This is a genomic window from Chthonomonas sp. (assembly GCF_035294165.1).
Lineage (GTDB): Bacteria > Armatimonadota > Chthonomonadetes > Chthonomonadales > Chthonomonadaceae > Chthonomonas.
The window spans coordinates 57,053-79,166 of the sequence record NZ_DATGLN010000207.1 but is presented as its reverse complement, the minus strand read 5'-3'; the positions used below and the strand labels follow the sequence as shown (position 1 = coordinate 79,166).

13 protein-coding genes and 1 tRNA gene are annotated in these 22,114 nt (G+C 53.4%); 6 read left to right on the top strand and 8 right to left on the bottom strand.

Going from position 1 to position 22,114, the window contains the following annotated elements; translation table 11 throughout:
- Positions 1-29: 29 nt before the first annotated feature.
- Positions 30-119: transfer RNA gene (locus VKV29_RS11470), tRNA-Ser, on the bottom strand.
- 104 nt (positions 120-223) lie between these two features.
- The gene (locus VKV29_RS11465) at positions 224-1,942 is read right to left on the bottom strand and encodes a hypothetical protein (RefSeq protein WP_324201445.1); all 1,719 of its coding nucleotides are present in this window, start codon (positions 1,940-1,942) and stop codon (positions 224-226) included.
- 890 nt (positions 1,943-2,832) lie between these two features.
- Here VKV29_RS11465 and VKV29_RS11460 point away from each other — a divergent pair.
- The 3 genes from VKV29_RS11460 to priA are packed head-to-tail and all read left to right on the top strand — an operon-like array spanning position 2,833 to position 9,036.
- Positions 2,833-5,871 (top strand): hypothetical protein, encoded by a 3,039-nt coding sequence (locus VKV29_RS11460; protein WP_324201444.1) that lies wholly within the window; start codon positions 2,833-2,835, stop codon positions 5,869-5,871.
- Positions 5,861-6,529 carry a glycerol-3-phosphate 1-O-acyltransferase PlsY gene (gene plsY, locus VKV29_RS11455; RefSeq protein WP_324201443.1) on the top strand — a complete coding sequence of 223 codons (669 nt, stop codon included), beginning with the start codon at positions 5,861-5,863 and terminating at the stop codon, positions 6,527-6,529. The genes VKV29_RS11460 and plsY overlap by 11 nt, the downstream gene beginning before the upstream one ends.
- A complete protein-coding gene (priA, locus tag VKV29_RS11450; protein WP_324201442.1) occupies positions 6,526-9,036 on the top strand; it encodes a primosomal protein N' in 2,511 nt (836 codons plus the stop codon). The genes plsY and priA overlap by 4 nt, the downstream gene beginning before the upstream one ends.
- Positions 9,037-9,040: 4 nt before the next feature.
- Here the strand turns inward: priA and VKV29_RS11445 are convergent, their stop codons facing one another.
- Both VKV29_RS11445 and VKV29_RS11440 read right to left on the bottom strand, forming a co-directional pair.
- Complete coding sequence (locus VKV29_RS11445) at positions 9,041-10,423, bottom strand: clostripain-related cysteine peptidase (RefSeq protein ID WP_324201441.1); 1,383 nt, start codon at positions 10,421-10,423, stop codon at positions 9,041-9,043.
- A gap of 434 nt (positions 10,424-10,857) precedes the next feature.
- Positions 10,858-11,718 carry a phytanoyl-CoA dioxygenase family protein gene (locus VKV29_RS11440; RefSeq protein ID WP_324201440.1) on the bottom strand — a complete coding sequence of 287 codons (861 nt, stop codon included), beginning with the start codon at positions 11,716-11,718 and terminating at the stop codon, positions 10,858-10,860.
- Between the two features lie 241 nt (positions 11,719-11,959).
- Between VKV29_RS11440 and VKV29_RS11435 the strand changes: the two genes are divergently transcribed.
- Genes VKV29_RS11435 through VKV29_RS11425 form a run of 3 tightly spaced genes read left to right on the top strand, consistent with a single transcriptional unit; the run spans position 11,960 to position 16,894 of the window.
- A complete protein-coding gene (locus VKV29_RS11435; RefSeq protein WP_324201439.1) occupies positions 11,960-14,158 on the top strand; it encodes an ATP-binding protein in 2,199 nt (732 codons plus the stop codon).
- Positions 14,159-14,195: 37 nt separating this feature from the next.
- Positions 14,196-16,505, top strand: coding sequence for a right-handed parallel beta-helix repeat-containing protein (locus VKV29_RS11430; RefSeq protein ID WP_324201438.1), 2,310 nt, complete (start codon positions 14,196-14,198; stop codon positions 16,503-16,505).
- Positions 16,506-16,522: 17 nt separating this feature from the next.
- The gene (locus VKV29_RS11425) at positions 16,523-16,894 is read left to right on the top strand and encodes a 2Fe-2S iron-sulfur cluster-binding protein (RefSeq protein ID WP_324201437.1); all 372 of its coding nucleotides are present in this window, start codon (positions 16,523-16,525) and stop codon (positions 16,892-16,894) included.
- Here the strand turns inward: VKV29_RS11425 and mnmG are convergent.
- Genes mnmG through VKV29_RS11405 form a run of 4 tightly spaced genes read right to left on the bottom strand, consistent with a single transcriptional unit; the run spans position 16,891 to position 21,856 of the window.
- Positions 16,891-18,831 (bottom strand): tRNA uridine-5-carboxymethylaminomethyl(34) synthesis enzyme MnmG, encoded by a 1,941-nt coding sequence (mnmG, locus tag VKV29_RS11420; protein ID WP_324201436.1) that lies wholly within the window; start codon positions 18,829-18,831, stop codon positions 16,891-16,893. The genes VKV29_RS11425 and mnmG overlap by 4 nt on opposite strands.
- A gap of 32 nt (positions 18,832-18,863) precedes the next feature.
- A complete protein-coding gene (locus tag VKV29_RS11415) occupies positions 18,864-19,979 on the bottom strand; it encodes a hypothetical protein (protein ID WP_324201435.1) in 1,116 nt (371 codons plus the stop codon).
- Between the two features lie 42 nt (positions 19,980-20,021).
- Complete coding sequence (locus tag VKV29_RS11410) at positions 20,022-20,666, bottom strand: hypothetical protein (RefSeq protein WP_324201434.1); 645 nt, start codon at positions 20,664-20,666, stop codon at positions 20,022-20,024.
- Complete coding sequence (locus VKV29_RS11405; protein ID WP_324201433.1) at positions 20,663-21,856, bottom strand: aminotransferase class I/II-fold pyridoxal phosphate-dependent enzyme; 1,194 nt, start codon at positions 21,854-21,856, stop codon at positions 20,663-20,665. Before VKV29_RS11405 ends, VKV29_RS11410 begins: the two co-directional genes overlap by 4 nt.
- Positions 21,857-22,114 lie beyond the last annotated feature (258 nt).

Sequence of the window (22,114 nt, the reverse complement as noted above, 5' to 3'; positions counted from 1 at the left end):
GCGCTCAACTAGCAAAGACGATAGCGAAGCGGAGTGAGAGGGATTCGAACCCTCGAATGGTCTTTCGACCATTACACGATTTCCAGTCGTGCTCCTTAGGCCAGCTCGGACATCACTCCGTACCGCGTTATTTTATTATACAATACCGCAAGCAGCCTGTCAAACGAACCGAAAAGTAGAACGCAAGCCGGATGCTTCCGCAGGAGGCGTTGCCGATACGTTTCTAAGGCTGCGCGTTCGGTGCGTGTAACGTGAGAGTCAAATCAAATACGGGTACCGATGAGAGCATCTCCGGCTTCAGCCCTATTGTGACGTTCTCCACCGATGAAGTCGAGGGGCCGATCCCTAACATCACGGTGCTAGCCTGTGGCCGATCTACAAAGAACAATATCCGCGGCGCGATCGCCGTAGCCAATTGCATCTGATCTGCCGTTAGTGCAGAAAGCGGTAACTTTCCTTCCACTAGCGACTGCCTTTGCGCCGGTTGTAAAGATTGGTAGAAACTTAGCAGTGGAAGCTCATGCATAGTCTCTTCCCCTATTTTTAGGAAGGGGAAGTCAGTTGTTTTCTGTGGGTCGTCATAAAAACGAGCCGCATTTTCTAACCCGTTGGCTATCTGCCAGAACGTTAATTTGTTAAGGAAGAGCAGCTCCCAATCTAGCTGCTGCCGAACCCATCTAGGGTCCACACGCCCTGGTTGGATTGTGGGTTGTACCTGTATCTGGACCTGTCCATTCCTACTTGTCGTAGCTTGCGTCGCTAACGAATTTTGGGCATCGCGCGGGCGAGCAGATTCCAATTTTCCCCAGTCCGTAAGCCACCGGTTTAACAACAATTCTGGAATCTCAAGCGCATCATCTCGATACCAGCGGTTGTCCCGAAAGAGATAAATTCCTCCCGGCCCCTGCTTCCAGCTGCTATCCTCATCCCGGGCAAAGAGGTTTAGCAGTTGCGTAATCTCCTCCTTCTTGATCGGAGTAGCCTTTTGAGACGGCGACAGTGGTATACCGTAGATGGAATAGTAGTCAGAGATAAAGTCAATATCTCCTTTCTCTCCAATCCAGCGTAAGACATCTGCCCGCAAAAAAGGAATCGCATTCTGTGGCTGTGTAGGTTCACGCGGCGGCAGTGTGTTCGGCCAAACACGACTCAAGCGGTAATCTGTCAAGACCTTCCAAGAGGCCGGGGCGGCATCCCCCTTCTCTTTCGTCAAAACGACCAAAATGGTTTGATCGAGCTGAGCCGGCTGTATGAGATCGATAAGTTCCCCGCCGGTGACTCCTATACCGAGCGATGTGCTCTTACCATCTCGGAAGAAAGCGTAACTTTGTATAGAGATACCAAAGTTACCAAATGCTAGCACTACATCTTCCTTGCTTGCCGGAGTTAGCTGAGGAGGAATGGTCTCCAGCACGGCCTGCTGGGCCGCTTCAGGCAACGCTGTTAACCGCACAGCCGTATATGCGGGCGCGTTTCCTCCTTCTACCTCAACAGAACGTGCGGAATAAAAGCCCGACATATCCATCCTGCTGACGATCTCCTGCTGTAGCGGTACAGGCATCAACTGTAAAAGCCTTCTGGTAGCCGCCAGGCGGTTTTGCAGGGTCTCAGCCGCGGCCGGATTACCCAAAACGATAGGTGGCGTGGTCACCGGTCGCTGTATCGCTTGCAGCAAGGCATTGCGCAAGTTGGCAAAATCGCCGGTACGCTCCTCGTTAAAGACCTCCCACCAACGCCTCCGCCGCTGCACAGCTTTGGGGGCCATCCGCAGCATATAGCTTCCCTTTGTTCCGGTGCTTACCCATTCGCCAGGCAATAGTTCTGCCAGCGCCTCCATCACCTGATAGAGCGGACGTTGGTGAATCCTTAACTGCAGCTTTTGTTGGGCGCATTCGGCATCACACGCTAGATGAACTCCATCCTTACTCAATCCTTGCAACACGTATTCGAGGCTAACTCCTATCCCCTCATAAGAGATAGACCTTTTTAGCATCGTATCAGCTGACAACGAATCGGTTGATACCGTAGCGTGGACGCTTGCAGGGCATAGAGTAAACCCATAGAGCAGTATGGATGTCATTAGGCATAATTTAAGTTTAGGAAGCTTTTCAGGTAGATTTAGCACAGTCTCACTACCTCCTTCATAGACTTTAGCTCACGCGATCATTTGCGCCAGGAGTTAAAGACCTAGCTCGAACTTGGACAGAATTCAGCTTCCATGCCTAGGGTATTTGATTATACACTCTAACAGGAAAAGGGCCAAACAGATCCGTCCACAATAGTCCGATAGGATAAGTTCCAGAATTGCCAACATCTATAACATAGGTACCGGAGGTATCGAGAGTAGAACTTAAATCTGTCGTAATAGTATTTGGACCGACTGCGTTTTGCAGCGTAATAACAAAGTTAGTCTGGGAGCCGTCAGGATTCGTTAGTGTGACAATTTCTTTATCCCAGGTCTGCAAGGGGATAAGAGTAACGGAGTCCCCTACATCAACAGTTAGAGGTGCAATACCGGCGTTAGGTGTAACCGTTACCGAGTCGGCAGCAACCGGGGGGGGAACCATAAATAAGCATACCTGTGAATAAGACGGATAGAATCGTTGACGTAAGTACTTTCATAGCACAACCTCCTAGCTATACTAATCTATCATCGAATTTTTATAGGACATTCACATTATATCACATCTGTTTAGAAAACATAACAAAGTTACCTATAAACTATGCCACTTATTTTCAGTCAAACAGAATATGTCAAATCATTGACAAGCACCTTCACACTTAGGTCTCCGTTGCGCAGTCTGCACAATAAGTAGGTAGAATCCCTGTGCTATGGAAACCCTAGACACGCAGATCGCAGCGCTTCAATCACTTGGCATCGAAGACCCCAAGCGTGCACTCCAACGCCTTGCTCATCTCGCCGGACGGGGTGTTACCGACGATGATCTGGAGCGCCTCTACCCGCTTCTGTTTCGTGCGCTCCAAGAAAGCCCCGACCCCAATCGCTCCCTTCTCGCCTTCTGCCGCTGGTTCGAGGCCACCGGCAATCCTCTTGTCTATCTAAACCTCCTTTGTACCCATCCCGTCGCCCTCGAAATCTTCTGCATCGTTACCGGCAGCAGCCAAATTTTCGCCGATCTGCTCGCGCGTCAGCCCGAATGCTTTGAACTGATCGCCGATCCAGGCCAACGAGGCGAGAGACGCCCTGTCGCAACTCTTACCCGAGAGATCCGCAACCTTGTAGAGGCGTGCCGCTACCCCGAACTGAAACGGGAAGCCCTTCGACGCTGGAAGGCGCGTGAAATGCTGCGGATCGGCGTGCGTGACCTAGCAGGCATTGCCAGCCTCGCAGAGACGGCTCGTGCTTTCTCCGATCTCGCCGATGCCTGCCTACAAGCAGCCCTCGACATCGCTTACACCATCTTACCAAAACCAGCTCAGAACCCACCGGCCTTCGCCGTCATCGCTATGGGCAAGTTGGGTGGACGCGAACTGAACTACAGCAGCGACATAGACCTGATGTTCGTTCATGCCGACGATCTGCCCGAAACCCTTCTTCTAGAGGATGGAACCTCAATCAATACCCTTGCTTGGCTTAACCGTCTCGCCGAAACTCTTATCAAAACCCTTGCCGAAGAGGGCGCGCATGGTTACGTGTTTCGAGTGGATATGCGCCTGCGGCCTGAAGGACGCTTCGGCCCTCTCGTTCGCTCGCTCTCAGCCTATCGCTTCTACTACGAAAACTGGGCAGAGCCTTGGGAGCTACAGGCACTTATCAAGGCCCGCTTTGTTGCAGGCCATCGCGCACTTGGTGAAGCCTTTCACCGCCTTATCACCCCCTTTGTCTATAACCCATTCCCGCCTCCCGAGTTTATCGCCTCGATCATCGAAAATAAACGGCGCATCGAACGCAAATGCGCCCTCGAAGGGCAAACGGAAAGCAATATTAAAGTAGGACGCGGTGGCATTCGCGACATCGAGTTTATCGTGCAGCGCCTTCAGCTTCTCCATGGCGGCAAACTACCCTCCCTGCGCACCCAAAACACCCTCCAAGCTCTCCAACGTCTCTATCAGGCGGGTGTTCTTCCAAAAGAGACTCATCGCCACCTAATCGAAGACTATGTCTTTTTAAGAACGCTAGAGCACCGTCTTCAACTGCTCCACGGCCACCAAACGCAAACACTTCCCCCACCTCGCTCACTAGAACGCCTGCGTTTGGCGCGTCGGATGGGTTTCGACTCTTTGGAAGCTTTTGAAACTGAACTGTCTCAACGACGAGATCGCGTGCACACCTATCTTCAAAATCTCTTCTATGGAGAAATGCCACCTCCAAGTCTTTCGGCCACGACAGGCGCCGATCTGGCAACCCTCCTCGATACCATTGATAGCACGGCCTCTCAAGAACAGCTCATCCGTCTTCTTCACGATCACGGATTCCACTACCCGGAGAAGCTTATTCCTCTACTTCAGATGCCGATGCGAGGAAACGAATATGGCGGTATGCCCCCGGATACCCCCATCGAGTTTAAGAACATCGCATCGCGCCTTCTCGAAATGGCCGCTCGTACCCCCAACCCCGATGCCGCTCTCTTCGGCTTTGAAGCTCTCGCCATCGCCGTGCCCAACCGTGCCCAACTCTATGCTGCCTGCGATGACAGCCCTCAGATGCTAGATAAACTTCTGCGACTAGCCGGAGGTTCCCCTCCGTTGTTTCAACGCCTGGTACGACATCAAGAATGGCTGGAAACCCTTATCAATCCTGAAGAGGAATCGAGCGATTGGTGGCTCCCTCTGCGAAAAACAAAAGACTACAGTGCCCAAATAGATGCACTAGCTACCAATCTCGAGCGAAAATGGCTCGAGATCGGCGCACGCGATATTTGGGGTGAAATAGACGTCCTAGAGGTGCAACAACACTTAACACAACTCGCCGAACAGACGCTTCAGATACTTCTGGAACTCTGCGCCCAGGAACTCGCAACGAAAGGCTGGACAGAAGCTCCACAGGCACTCGATTCGTTGACCGTATTTGGTCTAGGCAAGCTGGGTGGAGAAGAGCTGGGCTACGCAAGCGATTGGGATGTCATTTTTCTCTGTGACGAATCCTGCCTTCACGATACGGCTCGATCTCATATCCTACAGCGTATTATCGAGCTTCTCGAAGAGGCTATAACCCATCTCGCCACACATAATCTGCCGATCGCACTTGATCTGCGACTTCGCCCCTGGGGGAAAGATGGGGCGCTTTTCACGAGCCACAAGGCGCTGTATCATTATCATAAAACGAGTGGGGAAATTTGGGAGAAGCAGGCGCTCCTAAAAGCGCGTTTCGTCGCCGGCAACCCCAAACAAGCAACCTATGCTACCCAAGTGCTACAGGCTATTAGCTACCCTAATCCCTTTCCCAAAACCTATACCGTGGCTATGCGTGCAATGAAGCGCCGTATCGAAACAGAGCGCCTTGAACCGCACCTACGTGCCAGTGACCTAAAGCTAGGCCACGGCGGTTTGCTCGACATCGAATGGCTTACCCAATGGCTCCAAATGCAGCACGGGCGGCGTATCTCCGGTCTGCGATGTCAGAATACGGTTCAAACACTCGGCTCGCTTGCCGATGCGCATCTTCTGGATAACTCCGAAGCCGATGTGCTCATTGCTACCTACTTGCTGCTTACACGCGCTCGAAACGCCCTCTGGCTCCATACCGGCCGATCGCAAGATCGGCTTCCAGAAGATAAAATATCTGTACGCGCCTTTGCCCGGCTTCTTGGCTATGTGGACGACCAAGAAGGCTTGCAAGCGCTGAACGATATCCGCAGAGCGATGAACGAGGCACGCCGCATCTTTGAAAGCCGATTCTATGCCGACTAACCTGTTACCTGTACTTCTACTGGTTGGTAGCTACCTAATGGGTTCTATTCCCTTTGGCTACATCGTCGTACGGTTGCTGAAGGGTGTGGACATCCGCACCCTCGGCAGCGGCAATATTGGCATGACAAACGTATGGCGCATTTGCGGCAAGGGGCCTGGCCTCGCGGTATTCCTGCTCGACGTTCTTAAAGGCGCCGTCCCCCCCCTGTTAGCTTCGCAACTGCAGCTTTCCTCGCTCTACCAAGTGCTCGCTGGGCTGTTTGCCATTATCGGGCATAACTACTGCATCTGGCTGGGCTTTCGAGGAGGCAAGGGCATCGCCACCAGCGCCGGTGCCCTCATCGGCATTGCCCCCAAAGTGATTCTTCCAGAATTCGCCGTCTTTTTTGCCGTTCTTCTGGCCTTCCGCTATGTCTCTTTAGCCTCCATTAGCATCGCCATCGCACTGCCTATCTGGACATTCCTCTTCTACCCACACGATTCGCCGCGCCTCTTTTTCAGCTTAGCCGCCGGCTTGCTCGCTCTCTATCGCCATAAACCGAACATGCAGCGGCTACGTGCCGGTACCGAGCCACGGGTACCTCTTCGGCTTCCGAAACGCTCTCCCGCATCCGGCTCAGACGATACGGCCTCATCCGATTCACCGCAAAGCCCATGACCCGTCCCGATGTCATTAGCCATACCGGAAGCCTCTGGGAAGAGTACGCTGCCTACGACATCGCCGAAGTCGCCGTGGATGTGGAGGCTCCAGACCTCTCGCCCACCTACAGCTACCTCATTCCAGAACCGCTGCGAAACCAACTGAAGGTCGGGCACTGTGTACGCGTCTCGTTTGCCGGCAGAGAGGTGTTGGGCTATGTGCTGGAACGTAAAACGTTGTCCCAAGACGATCCGCTTTGCGCCAAACTGAAGCCGATTCTGGGCATTGTGCACGAAGCCATCTCTATTACTCCGGAGCAGATCGCACTGGCACGCTGGATGGAAGAACATTACGTTTGCGATCTACAGGAAGCACTGCGCTGTGTGGCCCCAAATGCATTGGGGGCGCGGCTTACGATAAAAGTTCGGCTCAGCGATCCTAACCTGCGCGGTAAAGACCTCGGCAAAGCGGTAAAGCAAGCGCATCTCATAGAGACTCTCCACGCCCTCGGTGGAGAGGCCGAACTTGAGGAGTTGCGCAAAGCGGCTGCCCTCGATGACTTTCGCACGGTCTACAAAACCCTTCTATCGAAGCAACTTCTGATAGAGACGCGCGAGATCGAGCGAAGCGGCACTGACCTTCAGAAAATCAAGCTCTACTCCCTCGGCCCGGCGGCTGAGGTCATCGGGCTGGCCGGAGTAGGACGCAGAAGTCCTCAACAACAGCAGATTTTGCACGTGTTGCAGGAACGCACGCGCGCCGGCCAGCCCGAGATGACGGCAACCGAGCTTATCGAAAGCAGCGGAGCCTCTTATGCCTCCCTGCGGGCCTTGGTAAAACAGGGCATCCTCTCGGTTCGTGAAACCACCCGCTATCGCCTGCCCTATAAAGCCACCGCCAAGCGCACTACGCCCCCTTCTCTTACTCAAGCCCAACAGCAGGCCATCCAACGGATACGTTCCTTCCTACAAGCCCGCTCGCAAAAAACGCTCCTCCTTTTCGGCGTCACCGCCAGCGGAAAAACCGAGGTCTATCTCGATGCCATAGCCTACACACTCGCTCAAGGCTATAATGCCATCGTCCTTCTGCCCGAGATCGCCCTTACCGCACAGGTAGCCGATACGTTCATCGGTCGCTTCGGCGAACAGGTGGCTCTCCTGCATTCACGACTATCAGAGGGCGAACGCTATGATGAATGGCGTCGTGTGCAAAGCAGAGAAGCACGCATTGTAATCGGTGCCCGCTCCGCCGTCTTTGCCCCTCTTCAAAACATCGGACTCATCATCATGGATGAGGAGCATGAACCCTCCTACAAACAGGAGAAAATTCCGCGCTACAATACCCGTGCCCTAGCCGAAGAGCGAGCTAAACATAACAATGCGGTTCTGCTGTTGGGGAGTGCTACCCCGGCTTTAGAGAGTTTCTATGCTTCAGAGCGCGGCATCATAGAGCGCATCGAAATGCTGGAACGGGTAGATAACCGGCCCTTGCCTCACGTCCATATTGTTGATATGCGTCGGGAGTTCCAAAAAAAGCCGACGCTTTTTGCTCAACCCCTTGTGGAAGCCATCGCCGACCGACTCGCCAAGCAGGAACAGGTTATCCTGTTTTTAAATCGTCGCGGTTACTCTCAGTTTGTCCTCTGTAGAGATTGTGGCTGGACGGCACGTTGCCCAAACTGTGCTATCTCATTGGCATTTCATCTGTCCGACCGTTCTCTTAAATGCCATCACTGCAACCATCTTTCGTCAGCTCCTCTGCTCTGTCCGCAATGCGGCGGCAATCGGGTAAAAGGGTTTGGCCTAGGAACCGAACGTGTTGAAGAGGAGGCCTTACTGCTTTTTCCCCAAGCACGTATCGCGCGACTCGATCGCGACACCACCGTACGCAAGGAGGCTCATGCGCGCATCGTGCGCGATTTTCGACAGGGCGAGGCCGATATTCTTATCGGGACCCAAATGGTTGCTAAAGGCCTTGATTTCCCGAAAGTTACCTTAGTTGGGGTCATCAATGCAGATACGGCCATCAATATGCCGGACTTTCGTGCAGCCGAACGCACCTTTCAACTTTTGACTCAAGTAGCGGGTAGAGCCGGTCGCGGGGAGGTAGCAGGCGAGGTTATCGTCCAAACCTTTTGTCCCGAACACTATGCCATCCAAGCGGCGAGCCGGCATGACTATGGCGCCTTTTATCGTCAGGAACTGATCTATCGCAAAGAGCTTTGTTATCCACCGTTCAGTCGTTTCGCAAACCTGATCTGCGCTTCCCAAAACGAGGAGGCCGCAGCGGCAGGCGCAGAACGGTTAGCAGCCGTACTCACCCGCCTCCGCCCCAACTCTGTGGAGATCATCGGGCCGGCTCCGGCCTCCATCCCCAAACTCAAAACGCAATTTCGCCATCATGTCGTTCTCCGAGCGCCTGTCGAGTTCCCACTGCATCAGCTCATTCGGCAGGCGCTCAACACCCTGCCCTCTTCGCTGCGCTCTCTTATCGCCGTAGACATAGACCCCATCAGCATGGCATGAAGCCTCACTTCACTTGCGCCAATAAAAAGCGCGGCCAATGAGGAGCTGCGCGGGTGATGGCAAGATTATAGTAGGAGTTAATAAATCCACTGGGCGCCGGCACATAGATTGCCAACCCATGAGAGCCATCTTGCCCTGTTGGGCCGTGCATCGCCTCAAGAATAGCCCCATTCGGCCCGGTAAGCGCATTCTCTATGGCAATGGCCGCCTGTTGCATATCCGTGTCCGATGTTCCCGTCCTCACCAACTCGGCGTAGTCCCATAAATCCTTGTTGTCTCGATAGCTTGTCGTGTAGTGCTGCGCACCTCCTAGCTGACGGTTTTGGAAATTGGGGTCTTGGCGAAGACGATAAAAAAGATTCTGTTGATCGTTCACATGGATGCCAAGCACAGCCCCAAAGTTGTCAAGCGCGCTGACCACATTATCCATCTGGCTTAGGTCAATCATGGACTGCGTCAGCTCAGAGGCATAACCTCCCGTATCGTTCACATAGAGTGGATCGTTGATAAACTCATGGATGATGGCGTTTCCCAAATCGCAGTCGGTAAAGGTGCCTCCGCTCGCCTTCAGATCGCCAAGCCATTTGTCATACGGATAGCCGGGCGCGGGTGGGCTTTCTTCCGACCCAACCATGATCCGGGCTGAATGTCGCACCTCGTAGGCCACCTCTGTCATCTGTTCCAGAGAGCAGTCGAGAATCAGCATATCTATGGGTTGAGCCGCAGCGGCCAAGGCCTGCGGCAACTCCCATGTCTCGATCTCATCGGTATATTCGTCATCTTCCGCCACGGCCCGTGTTCCGGTGTTGGACGGTACAGTTCTGTTTGCTGCCGAGCGATAGACATTTAGCCAGCCCGAACCGTGATCCCATATCAGCAGCGCCACGTTATCGGCCGGGAAGGTCTGGGTTCCCCATCGCACAAAGTCGGCCAACGTCTGGTAGTTTCCCATATCCTCGGTGCCATTGGGGCGGCCATTGGGGTCGGGCAGGGTATCCTTGAAGCCGCTGGTATTGACCGGAGTATTCCCGGGCGGGTCTGGCAACCGGTCGCTGTTTAGCGGGCGCGTATCGCCGTTGGCTATCGCGTTGATGTCGGCCTGGCTGTGTTGATGAATGAGGTATCGTCTAACCCCATAAAAAGAGGGGTTACAGTTCGGGCAGTTATTGGTTTTGCTGGCCGGTATCTGCTTCCACTGCAGCACAATGTTGATGTTGCTATCGGAGCCGACCGAGGCCATCTGCGCTACATTTTCCAAGCTGTAGGGCTGCAGGTTGTTAGCGGCCTGCATATAGATGAGAATCGTCCAGCGCGCTCGTCCGTTCTGGTGCGGATTGGCACTGCAAGCGGCCCGCCCTGTGTATGGGCCAGGAGTCGGTGGAGGCAAGTTTGCTCCGCCCGTGCTACCTCCTAGGCTGCCTGTTCCCCCTCCACATCCTGAAAGAGATGCCGCCCAAATACCAAACGCACCAAGGCAGACTCCCACCCTCTGCCAGCCGCATTTCAATCGCTTGATCATTTCACTTACCCGTTGAAATCTTTACATCCGCTTTAGTATTCCATACCTCCTTTCTCCGATGCAAGAGCACATGTTACAAGCCGTTGCCTGCGTGCAAACATGCCCCTATAGAACCCGTTGCAAGTTGCGGTGCGGTGGCATCGTCGGGTTGGAAGGGCAAATCAAGACGGTTCGGCTCGTCGGCACAGCGGGTCAGTGGTAAGTCTGTTTTGTGTGGGAGACCCCATCCATGTAGGGGCGGGTTTCAAACCCGCCCCTACTAAAGCCGTATCGTTTTAACGGCTACGGAGTGTCCCCTGTGCTTACATATATCCGGCAACGCCTAGCAACTCGCGAATCTCCTCGTCGGTATTGGGATCGGCAAGAAGTTGTGCGGTCAATCCGTTGGTGGGTTTAACCCCGTAAATGCTGGGCTTCTGCCAGGTTGGCCCATAGCTCCACAGAAGCAGGCGCCGCATAGAGCAGCCCGGCAAAGTGGGCATGGCCCGATGCCATAGAGAACCATGCATAATCACCGCACTCCCTGCCGGTACCTTCAGAACGACCTGGCCGGGCTTGTCATCGAAATCGTCCTTGTCGAGATCGCGCTCCAACCAGCGGTGCGACCCTGGCAGGATACACAAGGGACCACTCTTCTCGTTAATATCGTCCAAATAAAGCAACACTTCGAGCGTTTCAGGACGCGCAAAAAACGGCGGCAGGGGATCGGGCACCACGCGCTGATGGAAATGCCACTCCGTCTCCTTATTGGGATCGTCCGGGAAACAGACGCGACCGGTAAGCCCACGCCACTGCACCGAGGGGCCGAGAAGCGCTCTGGCAACCGATAGCGTCGGTTGAAAGGTTAGCAGTTCCAAAAACGTCGGATGCTTATCTAAAAGGTGACGGATAAATATCCCTCCAAAAGCACGACCGCCCCCTGTTTCCAAATTTGTATCCGCCGCGATCGCCTCATCCAACGCACAACGGAGGCGCTCTACCTGATCCATCGGGATCAAGCGCTCGCGTACCAAATAGCCGTCTTGCACAAACGCGGCGATCTCCTCGGGGGTGGCAAGCACTTCGACCTCCCGAATAGGATATCCACGATGCGCATCCCGCACTCTGTAAGTAATCCGGTACCTGCCCGGAATGGCCTCTGAATTGAACGGAATCGTCTTCATTGCCTAAGTTCTCCTCTCGCACGATTTGATCTTCAATATGATACGAAATATTACCCCATGATCGGCCCCGTTACTAGAAAGGATATTCTTCCCCAAGCGATAGGATTGCTTTAACCCAAACTCCTTAACGGGAACTTATCCGGCCGTTTACATTCATTGTCTCGCCATAGAGAAACCGAAGTATGTAGGATTCTTTACTTCCTTGCGTGAATAAGTAGATAAACAATGGAAAGGTAGCTATATGTCGTACACACTACCTGATACACATATCTTTCGCCGTCGCTTTTTCTCTTCTCTTGCCGTCCCTCTCGGTATCGAAGCCATTCTCATCGGCGTGCTCTTCTGGAATGTGCTCGCTCTTAGAAACGCCATCTCCTGGGTAAATCATACCTACCAGGTTATTTCGAACGCGGAAAACATCCAACGCAACTTTAACGAGGCCGAGTCGGCCTATCTTCATTTTCTCCTCTTTCGCTCTTCTCATGCCCTTACTGCCTACCAAACCGTTACAGTGTCGCTCTTTCTCTCCCTCTCCTCCCTACAAAAAGAGGTTGCCGACAACCCTATCCAGGTGCACCGGCTCGATACCGCCAAAACTTTGCTTGCCGAATGGCATCAGGCCACCCTGAAAAGCATCGCTGCCCCTAAGCTAAGCACGGCTCTCAGGGATGCTGACCTACATGTATTTCGTTCTCATCAGGCCCTAGATGCCCTCCTAGTCGCATTTATAGGGGAAGAGCAAAGGTTGCTAGCGCTGCGGCTTCACACATACTATAGCCATCTCTCCCTTATGTTTGCTCTTGTGGCTCTACTGCTGCTCTTCGGCATTGCTTTCGTCTTTTGGGGGTTCAATAATCTGAAGAAACTATCGAGCAACTACGAGCATTCCTTAACCCTGACTCGCTCCCAGTTCGATCAACTCCAAAAAGAGAAAGAGTTCCGTGATAAGGTGCTCGAAAATAGCCTTCTCTCCATCGTGGTCATAGACAGAGAGGGGCGCTTCTCCTATGTCAACCCTAAAGCATCTCAGGACCTAGGTTATAGTCCCGAAGAGCTTATCGGTCTATCGTTTCTTGTCGTGTTACCGCCTGATGAAGCAGAAAGATTGCAAGCGATGTTTGCTCACACTCTGCATGAGAAAAATCCTGTAATGGATGTCGAAGTACGCGCTCTACGCAAGGACGGTTCCATTCGGAACGTGGTGTTTGGCTGGGTTCCCCTCCTCTCAGAAAACGAAGTTGTCGGCCTAATCGCCTGCGGAATGGACATTACAGAGAAGAAACGCCTCGAACAGGAGCTACTGGCGGCTCAAAAACTGGAGAGTCTTGGACGCCTCGCCGGCGGCATCGCACACGACTTCAACAACATTCTCACCGCCATCTTCGGCTATATGGAGCTTGCTTCTGAAGAGCTTCCCCCCGACCACCCGATTCAAGCGCGACTTCGCGACACCGAGCGCGCCGCGGAAAGTGCCGCCACCCTCACTCAGCACCTGCTGGCCTTCGCGCGTCGCCAGATCATACAGCCTCGTCTCATCCGTCTCGATGAACTCGTCCAAAACCTTCATCCCATGTTGCAAAGGCTTATCGGTGAAAACATCGAACTGCATGTTGAAGTGAAACAGGTACATCCCGTAAAGGTTGACCCCGGCCAAATGGAGCAGATACTGGTGAATCTGGCGGTCAACTCACGTGATGCAATGCCTCAGGGTGGCACTCTCACGATCGCTGTGGAAGACGCCGTCATTGATGAGACCTATGCCCAGCGCCATGAGGGGGTGCACCCCGGCAATTACGTTATGCTTACGGTAAGCGATACCGGTATAGGTATGGATGAAAGTATTCAACAACATATCTTTGAACCTTTCTTCACCACAAAACAGCAAGGCCGCGGCACCGGACTTGGTCTGGCAACCTGCTACGGCATTGTAAAGCAAGCGGGAGGGCACATCTGGCTCTACAGCGAGCCGGGGCATGGTACCACATTTAAAATCTTCCTTCCTCACGCCGAAGGCGCCCCTGAAGAGCTTCAACCGCATGAACCTACCCTTCCCCCTATCCCCAAAGGCACAGAAACCATCCTTCTGGCCGAAGATGAACCGATCGTGCGCGAAGTTGCCGCCTCCGCACTTCGGGCACAGGGCTACACCGTGCTCGAAGCCGGTACCGGAGAAGAGGCCATGCGGCTTGCTGAGCACCATCCCACCCCCATTCATCTTCTCATCACCGATGCCATCATGCCCGGTATGAGCGGACGCGATCTCGCCGAACACCTCCTGCAAACCGGTAAGGTCGAGAAAGTTCTCTATGTCTCAGGCTACACCGAGAACGCCATTGTGCATCAAGGTGTGCTCGAACCGGGTATCTTTTTCTTACCCAAACCTTTTACACCGGGCAGCCTCCTGCGAAAAGTTCGTGAGGTGCTCGATACGCACGCTTAAATTCCGAATTCTAAAATTTATCTAACGAAGGTCGCTCATGTCCATCCGCTTAGTCCATCTGCATCACAACGCTGCGCTCACGGCTTATAGAGGAATGTTCTTCACAATCCTCTTGCTCTGCCCGCCATCTCTCAAAGCACAACAGGTTGTGCTAAAGCCGAACTCTGTCATCTCAAAAACGACCCACTTTCTCCCTGGTACCTATACCCTTCAAGACCACGATCTCTCTATGTTGGTTGTACGCGGTCATGACTTTACGCTTGACCTGCGTAACATCCGCATCCGCGGTGCCTACCATAACCACGGCATCGGCATCCATATCGTTCATGCCCGCAACATCACTATTCGCCATGCTAATGTGGCGGGTTGTCTCTATGGCATTCTCATCGAGAACAGTCGGTCCATCCGTATATTAGATAGCACACTCTCTCATAACGGCTGTCCTAGGGTCGGCACCGTCATTGACGAAAGCGGCAACAAGCCCCAAGATCAGTGGGGTGCCGGAATTCTGGTGCGCAACAGCGAATATTGTTCTATTTCCAACAGCCAGGCCCAATATGCGTGGGACGGCATTGATCTCGTAAGTGCTCAAAACTGTACCATCACAAATTGCGATCTCTCCTACAATAACAATTGGGGAATCCATCTATGGAATGCCGGTCATAACATCATTCTCAAGAACCATGCCATCTGGTGCACAACAGGAGCCGGGCAACTCTATCAAGCGCTTGGAGGATGGTCAACGCTCGATTCGGCAGGCATCTGTTTGGAACATGCCAGCAATAATAACCTGGTAGAAGATAATGACTTCCGCTTTGGCGGCGATGGCATCTTCGTTCGTGCGAATGAGGGTCCCCTTGTCCCTGGGCGCACTGTTCCACCCCGATTTAGTTCCGACAACAACTGCTTTCGCAACAACGACTGCTCCTTCAGCCCAAATAATGCGATTGAGGTAGACCTAGTGGCCAATACGATTATCGAGGAGAATAACTGCTCCAACTCCAACTATGGATTATGGCTTGGCTACTCTCGTAACACAAAGGTGCTGGGCAACGAGTGCATCAACGACACCACGCGTGCCGTTGAAATAGAAAACGGGCAAAATATTCTGTTTAGAAACAACGTTTTCGGTTTCGATGCACCAAGGCAAGATACGCCTCTGGTCTATCTGCGACAAAATGGGCGTGATTCTATTCCATCCGGGCCTTATTATCTAACCGATAACCTCTTTTACGGCGCCAAAACACCCCTAAAACTTCTGAATACACAAGCAGATCTCTCCCATAACTTCTTCTGTCTCCCATCTCAATTCTCAGCCGCATCCCCTACAAGCTGCATCGAAACCGATACGCTCTCTCACTACACCAATCGCGATCCCTCCGTCTATGCTGAAGACAACCGAGCCACCCTTCCTACCCTACCGCGTACCCTGCAGGTTGGAAGACCGCTAGTTCTCTCGCATCTTCATTTGCGCCTTCCCCTAGTCGCGCCCGTTGTGGAACTAAACGGTATCCCATTATGGATTACAGCCCACGACAAGGATCACTTAAAGCTGGAAATACCTACCGATTTTTGGAGTCGACCACATGCCACTACGGCCGATCTGCGTCTTTTCGATGGGTATGGTTGGAGCCATACCGTTCAAATTGCCGTACATTATCCTGCAGGCACTTCTACCATCCAAAAGGTGATGCCGAACCAAATCCATCCGGGAGATATAGTTACGCTACAAGGTAGACATCTTGACCGTGGACGATTACAAATAAACGGGAAAACCATGCTGCCGGTGGCCCGTTCGGAGGCGTTTATTCGATTTCGACTGCCCTACACTATCCTAACCTCTCGCGGGCTTAACCTCCTTCTAGAGCACCAGGGCGAATACCTTACACCCCCCTTGTCGCTCTTTGTTGAGGTTCTTCCTCAAAATGTTCCCCACCTTTTGGAGGTTCGCTTTGAACCGCAGACTCTCCATGTGGGCGAGCTGTTAAAAGTTACCTTCGTCCTTAAAAACAATCTCCCTGTAGATGTCCCGCTCATGAAGACGCCCAAACCCGGCTTCGTCTACAACGAAAAACAGTCATGGCAGCAGGCAGGTTACAAGGAGGAGTTAGGCACGCTCGAACTTGCCGTTACCTCCGATCATCCCGGCGACTTTCCGCCAGGCCTATGGCCCTATCGGTTTGGCTTTGGGCAAGCCACTTTGCCGGCTCATCAAACCCTGGAAGTTAGTGGTTACATTCGCGTACAGACTCCCGGCACGCATCTTTACCGCGCCGGCCTCGTCGTGGGCGGAGAACGCTTTATAGACGACGGAGTCTTTCCAACCAGAATCACCGTTCTGCCCTAGAGCCAATGAAAGCAAAAATGGAAATCTTCTTAGCGAGAGAGGGCGGCGGCCATGAGGGGGAGCAGACCGTGCACAACACCGCTGGCCCCGAAATGAATGACATCCGTATTTCAGCCGAGGAAGGCTACACGCTGCTAGACGCGCTCTTAGAGGCTGGTGTCGCCCTGCCGCACGAATGCGGAGGTAACTGCGCCTGCACCACCTGCCGAGTCCATGTAGAGGTGGGCATGGAACTGTTATCCCCGATGGAGGAGGCAGAACGCGATAGGCTGATCCTGGAAAATGTTTATCAGCCCTGTGTTCGACTTGCCTGCCAAGCCCTACTGAGAAGGCCTAACGGCAACCTTCCCTCGCATCTTTGCATCAGGCTACCCTCTCCGACCGATTAGCTTCCCTCAACAGCAGATGCCATGATAACCCCAGCCTCACGGCGACGTCTTCGCAACTCCAAATGAATGTACAGCGCCTGGATATCGCCCGGCCGCAACCCCGGTATTCTTCCGGCCTGACCTAGCGTGCGAGGCCTAACTCGCTCCAACTTCTCTCTGCCTTCATACGACAAAGCACGCACGGCGGCATAATCCATGTCCTCCGGAATCTCGATGGCCTCTAGCCGCTTCGCCCGTTCAACCTGCTGCTCCTGACGCGAAATATATCCCTCATACTTCACCTCGACCTCAAACAACTCGGCCATATCGGGGGGAAGCGGCTCCGGGTGAACGAGGTAGGGATAAAGTGCTCTTGCCAGTGTGTCTAAATGGGCATAGCGCAGCTCAGGGCGACGTAACAACTCATAGAAACTAATCCGGCTCCTACCAACCGGAGCCGTTCCCAAAGCTTCCAACGCCTCCGACTGATGTGACAGCACATAAAGGTTCTCAAAACGTTCGCGCTCTTTTGCCAGGCGGTTCTGTTTTTCAAGAAGACGCCGATATCGCTCCTCCGTCACAAGTCCGAGACGCCAGCCCAACGGCGTAAGTCGCATATCGGCGTTATCATGGCGGAGCGCCAAACGGTGCTCCGCCCGAGCGGTAAGCATGCGATAGGGATCGGTTACCCCTTTCGTCACCAAATCATCAATCAACACACCGATATAGCTCTCTTGACGAGCAAGCACGAGCGGTTGCCTTCCCTGCACCCAAAGCGCTGCATTGATGCCGGCTACTAGGCCCTGGGCTGCAGCCTCCTCGTAGCCACTTGTGCCGTTGATCTGCCCGGCCAAAAAAAGCCCTTTCACAAGCTTCGTTTCTAGCGTTGGCAAAAGCTGATCGGGGAAAACCATATCGTACTCAACGGCATAGCCCGGTCGAATCATCTCCACATGCTCCAGGCCCGGCAGGGTTTTTAGAAACTTTAACTGGACGTCTGCCGGTAGGCTTGTAGACATGCCTTGTACATAGAGAGAGGGACCTTCCCAAGTCTCCTGCTCAAGAAAAACAGGATGGGCTTCCTTATCTGCAAAGCGTACCACCTTATCCTCAATACTTGGACAATAGCGCGGGCCTATGCCCTCGATCCTCCCCCCATACATAGCGGAGCGATGCAGGTTTTCTCGAATGATCGCATGGGTGCGGGTGTTCGTATGTGTTTGCCAACAAGGCAAAAGCGGGCGCTCGACGACAAGCCGATCGTTCAGAAAAGAGAAGGGCGGGCAATCTTCGGAAGGATGTTCTTCTAAAGCCCCAAAGTCCACACTATCCTTGTGAATCCGTGGGGTCGTGCCCGTTTTAAAACGCCCCATACGAAAGCCTAACTGCCGTAACGCCAACGACAGGCCAACGCTTCGGTCCTCACCCAAACGCCCCCCAACGGTCTGCTGCTCTCCACAATGCATAAGCCCATTGAGAAAGGTACCGGTGGTGACGATCACGGTCTGCGCCTCGATCTCCCTTCCATCGCCTAACCGAACCCCCATCACCTTCTTTACGGCGTCTCCACGATACCCCTCGACGATCAACTCTTCGACGGAGGCCTCTAGGAGTTCCAAATTCGCGGTCGCCTCTAGCACGCGGCGCATTGTAAGCGGATAGTGCGTCTTATCTACATGAGCACGCAACGTTCGTACCGCAGGCCCTTTGCCGGTGCCCACAAATCGAACGTGCGTTAGCGTGCGATCGGTGTTTAGCCCCATCTCGCCACCAAGCGCATCTACCTCGCGGGCCAAATGCCCCTTGGCCGGCCCGCCAATGGAGCAGTTGCAGGGGAGGTGGGCGATCTTTTCTAGATTAAGGGTGACGACAACCGTTTGGCAGCTAAGCCGGGCAGCCGCCAAAGCCGCCTCACATCCGGCATGGCCGGCACCAACCACCAATACATCACACTTCATTTTTTGCTCTCCCAAAGGCTAGTCAATACAATTCATACGTTATTCACATGACCGGGGTTATTCGTAAGCGGGGAGATAATTCCGAGTCGCTTTAGTTCATCCACTAACTTCTCAGCGTCGGCCAAAATAACACGTGCGATCCGCTGGGTCTCTGGGTCGCTTTTCCGCCGCAGCAGCAGAGCAGCAGAACAGAGAGAGGAGATAGGCCCCATCAACACCTCCTCGTTCACCAATTCACCAGGCAAGCTTACCTGCACCTCTTTGGTGGGTGCTGGTACCCCAGAATCTAAACTCGGCACGACAACCGGCTGCACTTCCTCTTCGGGAGCAACTCGCAACCGCTCCTCGATGGCGAGTAGCTCCCGCCGGATGGCCATATAGAGCGGGGTGGTATCCATCTCCTTTTCGGAAGATACCCCATAATCGCCTCGATTAATGCCGTAAAAAATCGGCTCGGTTGTGGCATAGTTTACAAACATAACCGTCAAGAACTTTTGGAAGACGTTTCGGTCGAAACGGTATTGGTTCTGATAGTTTGCATCGTTCAATACACTTTCGAGCACGTCGTCAAAAAGACGAACAATAAACGCCTCCGGTGACAACTCTTGGAACACATCAATGCTTGTGCTAGGGTTAGGCTCGTAAAAGTAGGGCAACTCGTTCGGATCGGTGTAGCCTTCGGCTTCCGCTACACTGCAGAAGACGTTAAGCTTCATCATGCCATCCAGCATACGACGCTGATAGCCATGCTGCATCACCCGCAGAGCATGCTGCTTGAACTCGTTGTAATCGGTACCCAAAAAGAAAGCCTTCCGTGCCGATAGCTTATCCCTAAGCTCCTGCAGCCGCCTCACCAAATTGTCCCGTGCCTCTTTTACGATCTCCATCATCTCAGCACGAAGCGGGTCGTTCTCAGGAAACAGATCGATAGTCTCAAATGTGGTGCGTATCACGGCAAAATCGTTCAGACCATCCTCCAGACACGGATACGCAATACCCAAAATGAGATCGTCTGGAATGTCCTCCACCGTGTCGGCATTGCGTATACCGCGTTCCGGCTCTACAAGCGCGTAGAATCGGTTCTTCGTACGAAGGCTCTTGATGAGCACAACTTTTCTTCTGTCTTCTAAGGCGTTCAAGCTCTGCATCTATACCTATCCCGAAATAAAAATTTCCTTATTTTAAGAGTTCTAACGAACTATATGGACACTGAAACCATAGTAAATGGTTCCATTGATGCTTGCAACATCCGCACTCATCCCCCGAACCACAGGCAGATTCAGCCCAAAATTGGGCTGTCTGCGGTAAAGTTCCGCGGAGAGCGTAACGGAACCGAGCATTTTGGCCTGCACCCCTACGAACAGCCCATCCATCGTGCCGGTTCCCACGCCCGCCGTGAGGCGGAAGTGGTTAAGAAAGGGTTTCAGGCGCTCGGGGATAATAGGAGAATGACTCACGACCGCATACAGCGCACCATGCTCGTCCCCCGTTCCAAAAAGGTCGCGCACTCCTAAAGCGATGGCAGGAAGACCGCCAAAATCGAACGTGAGAGGATACTCCACGTCGAAAGTATAGCGCGTCTTTGGGTCTGGAAGCAGGGCTGCACGTTGTAGTTCCAACTCTATCCCTTGTGCAGAGGCGTATCGAAGCCATAGAAAGCTGTTGTCATGCCGATAGGGCGTTAATAAACCGGATAAGCCTAAACTGTTTGGGTCTGGTGTCTCCGCCATCGGTGCAAGCACAATGCGGTCGGCGCGAGCAACGCCGAGGAAACAGCATAGAAAGAGTATGCAAATCCCCAACCCCAAATATCGCCGATTAACCCTTTCTATCATCTAGTGTTCTCCAGCCGCCGCAGAAATCGTTCCATTCGTTCCAGCGCCTCCTCTATTTTCGTTAACGCCGTGGCATAAGAGCAGCGTATATGCCCTTCTCCAGCCGCACCAAAGGCGGTGCCCGGCACCACCGCGACACGCTCCTCCTGTAATAATCGCTCGGCAAACTCTTCACTCGAAAGCCCATAACGCTTGATGGAGGGAAATGTGTAAAAGGCCCCTTGTGGCATAAGGCATTCCAGGCCTACGCGGTTCAGTCCCTCCACAAAAATACGCCGCCGCTTATCATAATCGGCCACCATAGCCTCCACATCCGGGTCGCCGTTTTCAATGGCCTCAATGGCCGCAAGCTGGGAAATATGGCTTGCACAAAGCATGGTATACTGGTGTACGCGGGTCATTAATCGGAGAATAGGCTCCGGGCCGCAGGCATATCCTACACGCCACCCCGTCATCGCATGGCTCTTCGAAAAGCCGTTCAATACCACCGTTCGCTCTCGCGCTAAAGGCAACGCTCCCACACAGGTTGGCTTACCCTCGTAGGTCAGGCGTTCGTAAATCTCATCTGAAATAATATAGAGATCGTATCGGTCGGCGATCTCAACGAGTCGCATCAAATTCTCGCGCGACTGCGTTGCTCCCGTCGGGTTGGCAGGTGAAGCGATAAGAATGGCTTTCGTCCTTGATGTTATGGCGCTTTCCACACGGCTCGGGTCTAACCGGAATCCCTCCTCCATGTAGGTCGGGATCGTCACCGCAACGCCACCCGCAAATTGAATGCACGGCTCATAAGCCACATAACAGGGCGTAGGCACGATCACCTCATCGTCGGGGTTTATCAACACCCGCAACGCCAAATCCAGCGCTTCCGACACGCCAACCGTAATCAAGCACTCGCTTTCTGGGTCGTAACGCACACCATGTCGGCGCTCCAGCAAGGCGCAAATACCTTCCCGCAGCTTTGGCAAACCGCTGTTGCCCGTGTAAGAGGTGCGGCCTTCCTCAAGGGCACGGATACCGGCCTCACGAATAACCTGCGGAGTCACAAAATCCGGCTCGCCAACCCCCAAAGAGATTACCCCTTCCATCTGACTCGCGATATCAAAAAAGCGACGAATGCCAGAGGGTGGGCAACCGGCAATTACTCTATTCAACGGTCTTTTGGGTGATGTTCCACGCGCTACGGCCATTGCAATCTTCTGTCCCCTTAGGCGCCTGAACTGCTTTGCAGGCTACGGAACGCCTTTTGATGATGCCTACCAGACCTCGACGGGCTTTATCCTCTGCAAAGTATACCCGCTCATTTCGCCTATTTCGCACCAGTGTCTAACCTATCATGCAAAGTGTTGCAAAACCAACTTTTGGGTGCTAAATATTAGTACGAAGAAAAACCGCCTCAAGTGTTATAATGTAGGTGAATTTCAGCATATGGCGGCGTTGTGCCCCTC

Bases quoted from the DNA above. Each gene is read 5' to 3' on its own strand.
- VKV29_RS11460 (WP_324201444.1), top strand. From the start codon at position 2,833: ATGGAAACCCTAGACACGCAGATCGCAGCGCTTCAATCACTTGGCATC.
- plsY (WP_324201443.1), top strand. From the start codon at position 5,861: ATGCCGACTAACCTGTTACCTGTACTTCTACTGGTTGGTAGCTACCTA.
- priA (WP_324201442.1), top strand. From the start codon at position 6,526: ATGACCCGTCCCGATGTCATTAGCCATACCGGAAGCCTCTGGGAAGAG.
- VKV29_RS11440 (WP_324201440.1), bottom strand. From the start codon at position 11,718: ATGAAGACGATTCCGTTCAATTCAGAGGCCATTCCGGGCAGGTACCGG.
- VKV29_RS11435 (WP_324201439.1), top strand. From the start codon at position 11,960: ATGTCGTACACACTACCTGATACACATATCTTTCGCCGTCGCTTTTTC.
- VKV29_RS11430 (WP_324201438.1), top strand. From the start codon at position 14,196: ATGTCCATCCGCTTAGTCCATCTGCATCACAACGCTGCGCTCACGGCT.
- VKV29_RS11425 (WP_324201437.1), top strand. From the start codon at position 16,523: ATGGAAATCTTCTTAGCGAGAGAGGGCGGCGGCCATGAGGGGGAGCAG.
- mnmG (WP_324201436.1), bottom strand. From the start codon at position 18,831: ATGAAGTGTGATGTATTGGTGGTTGGTGCCGGCCATGCCGGATGTGAG.
- VKV29_RS11415 (WP_324201435.1), bottom strand. From the start codon at position 19,979: ATGCAGAGCTTGAACGCCTTAGAAGACAGAAGAAAAGTTGTGCTCATC.
- VKV29_RS11410 (WP_324201434.1), bottom strand. From the start codon at position 20,666: ATGATAGAAAGGGTTAATCGGCGATATTTGGGGTTGGGGATTTGCATA.
- VKV29_RS11405 (WP_324201433.1), bottom strand. From the start codon at position 21,856: ATGGCCGTAGCGCGTGGAACATCACCCAAAAGACCGTTGAATAGAGTA.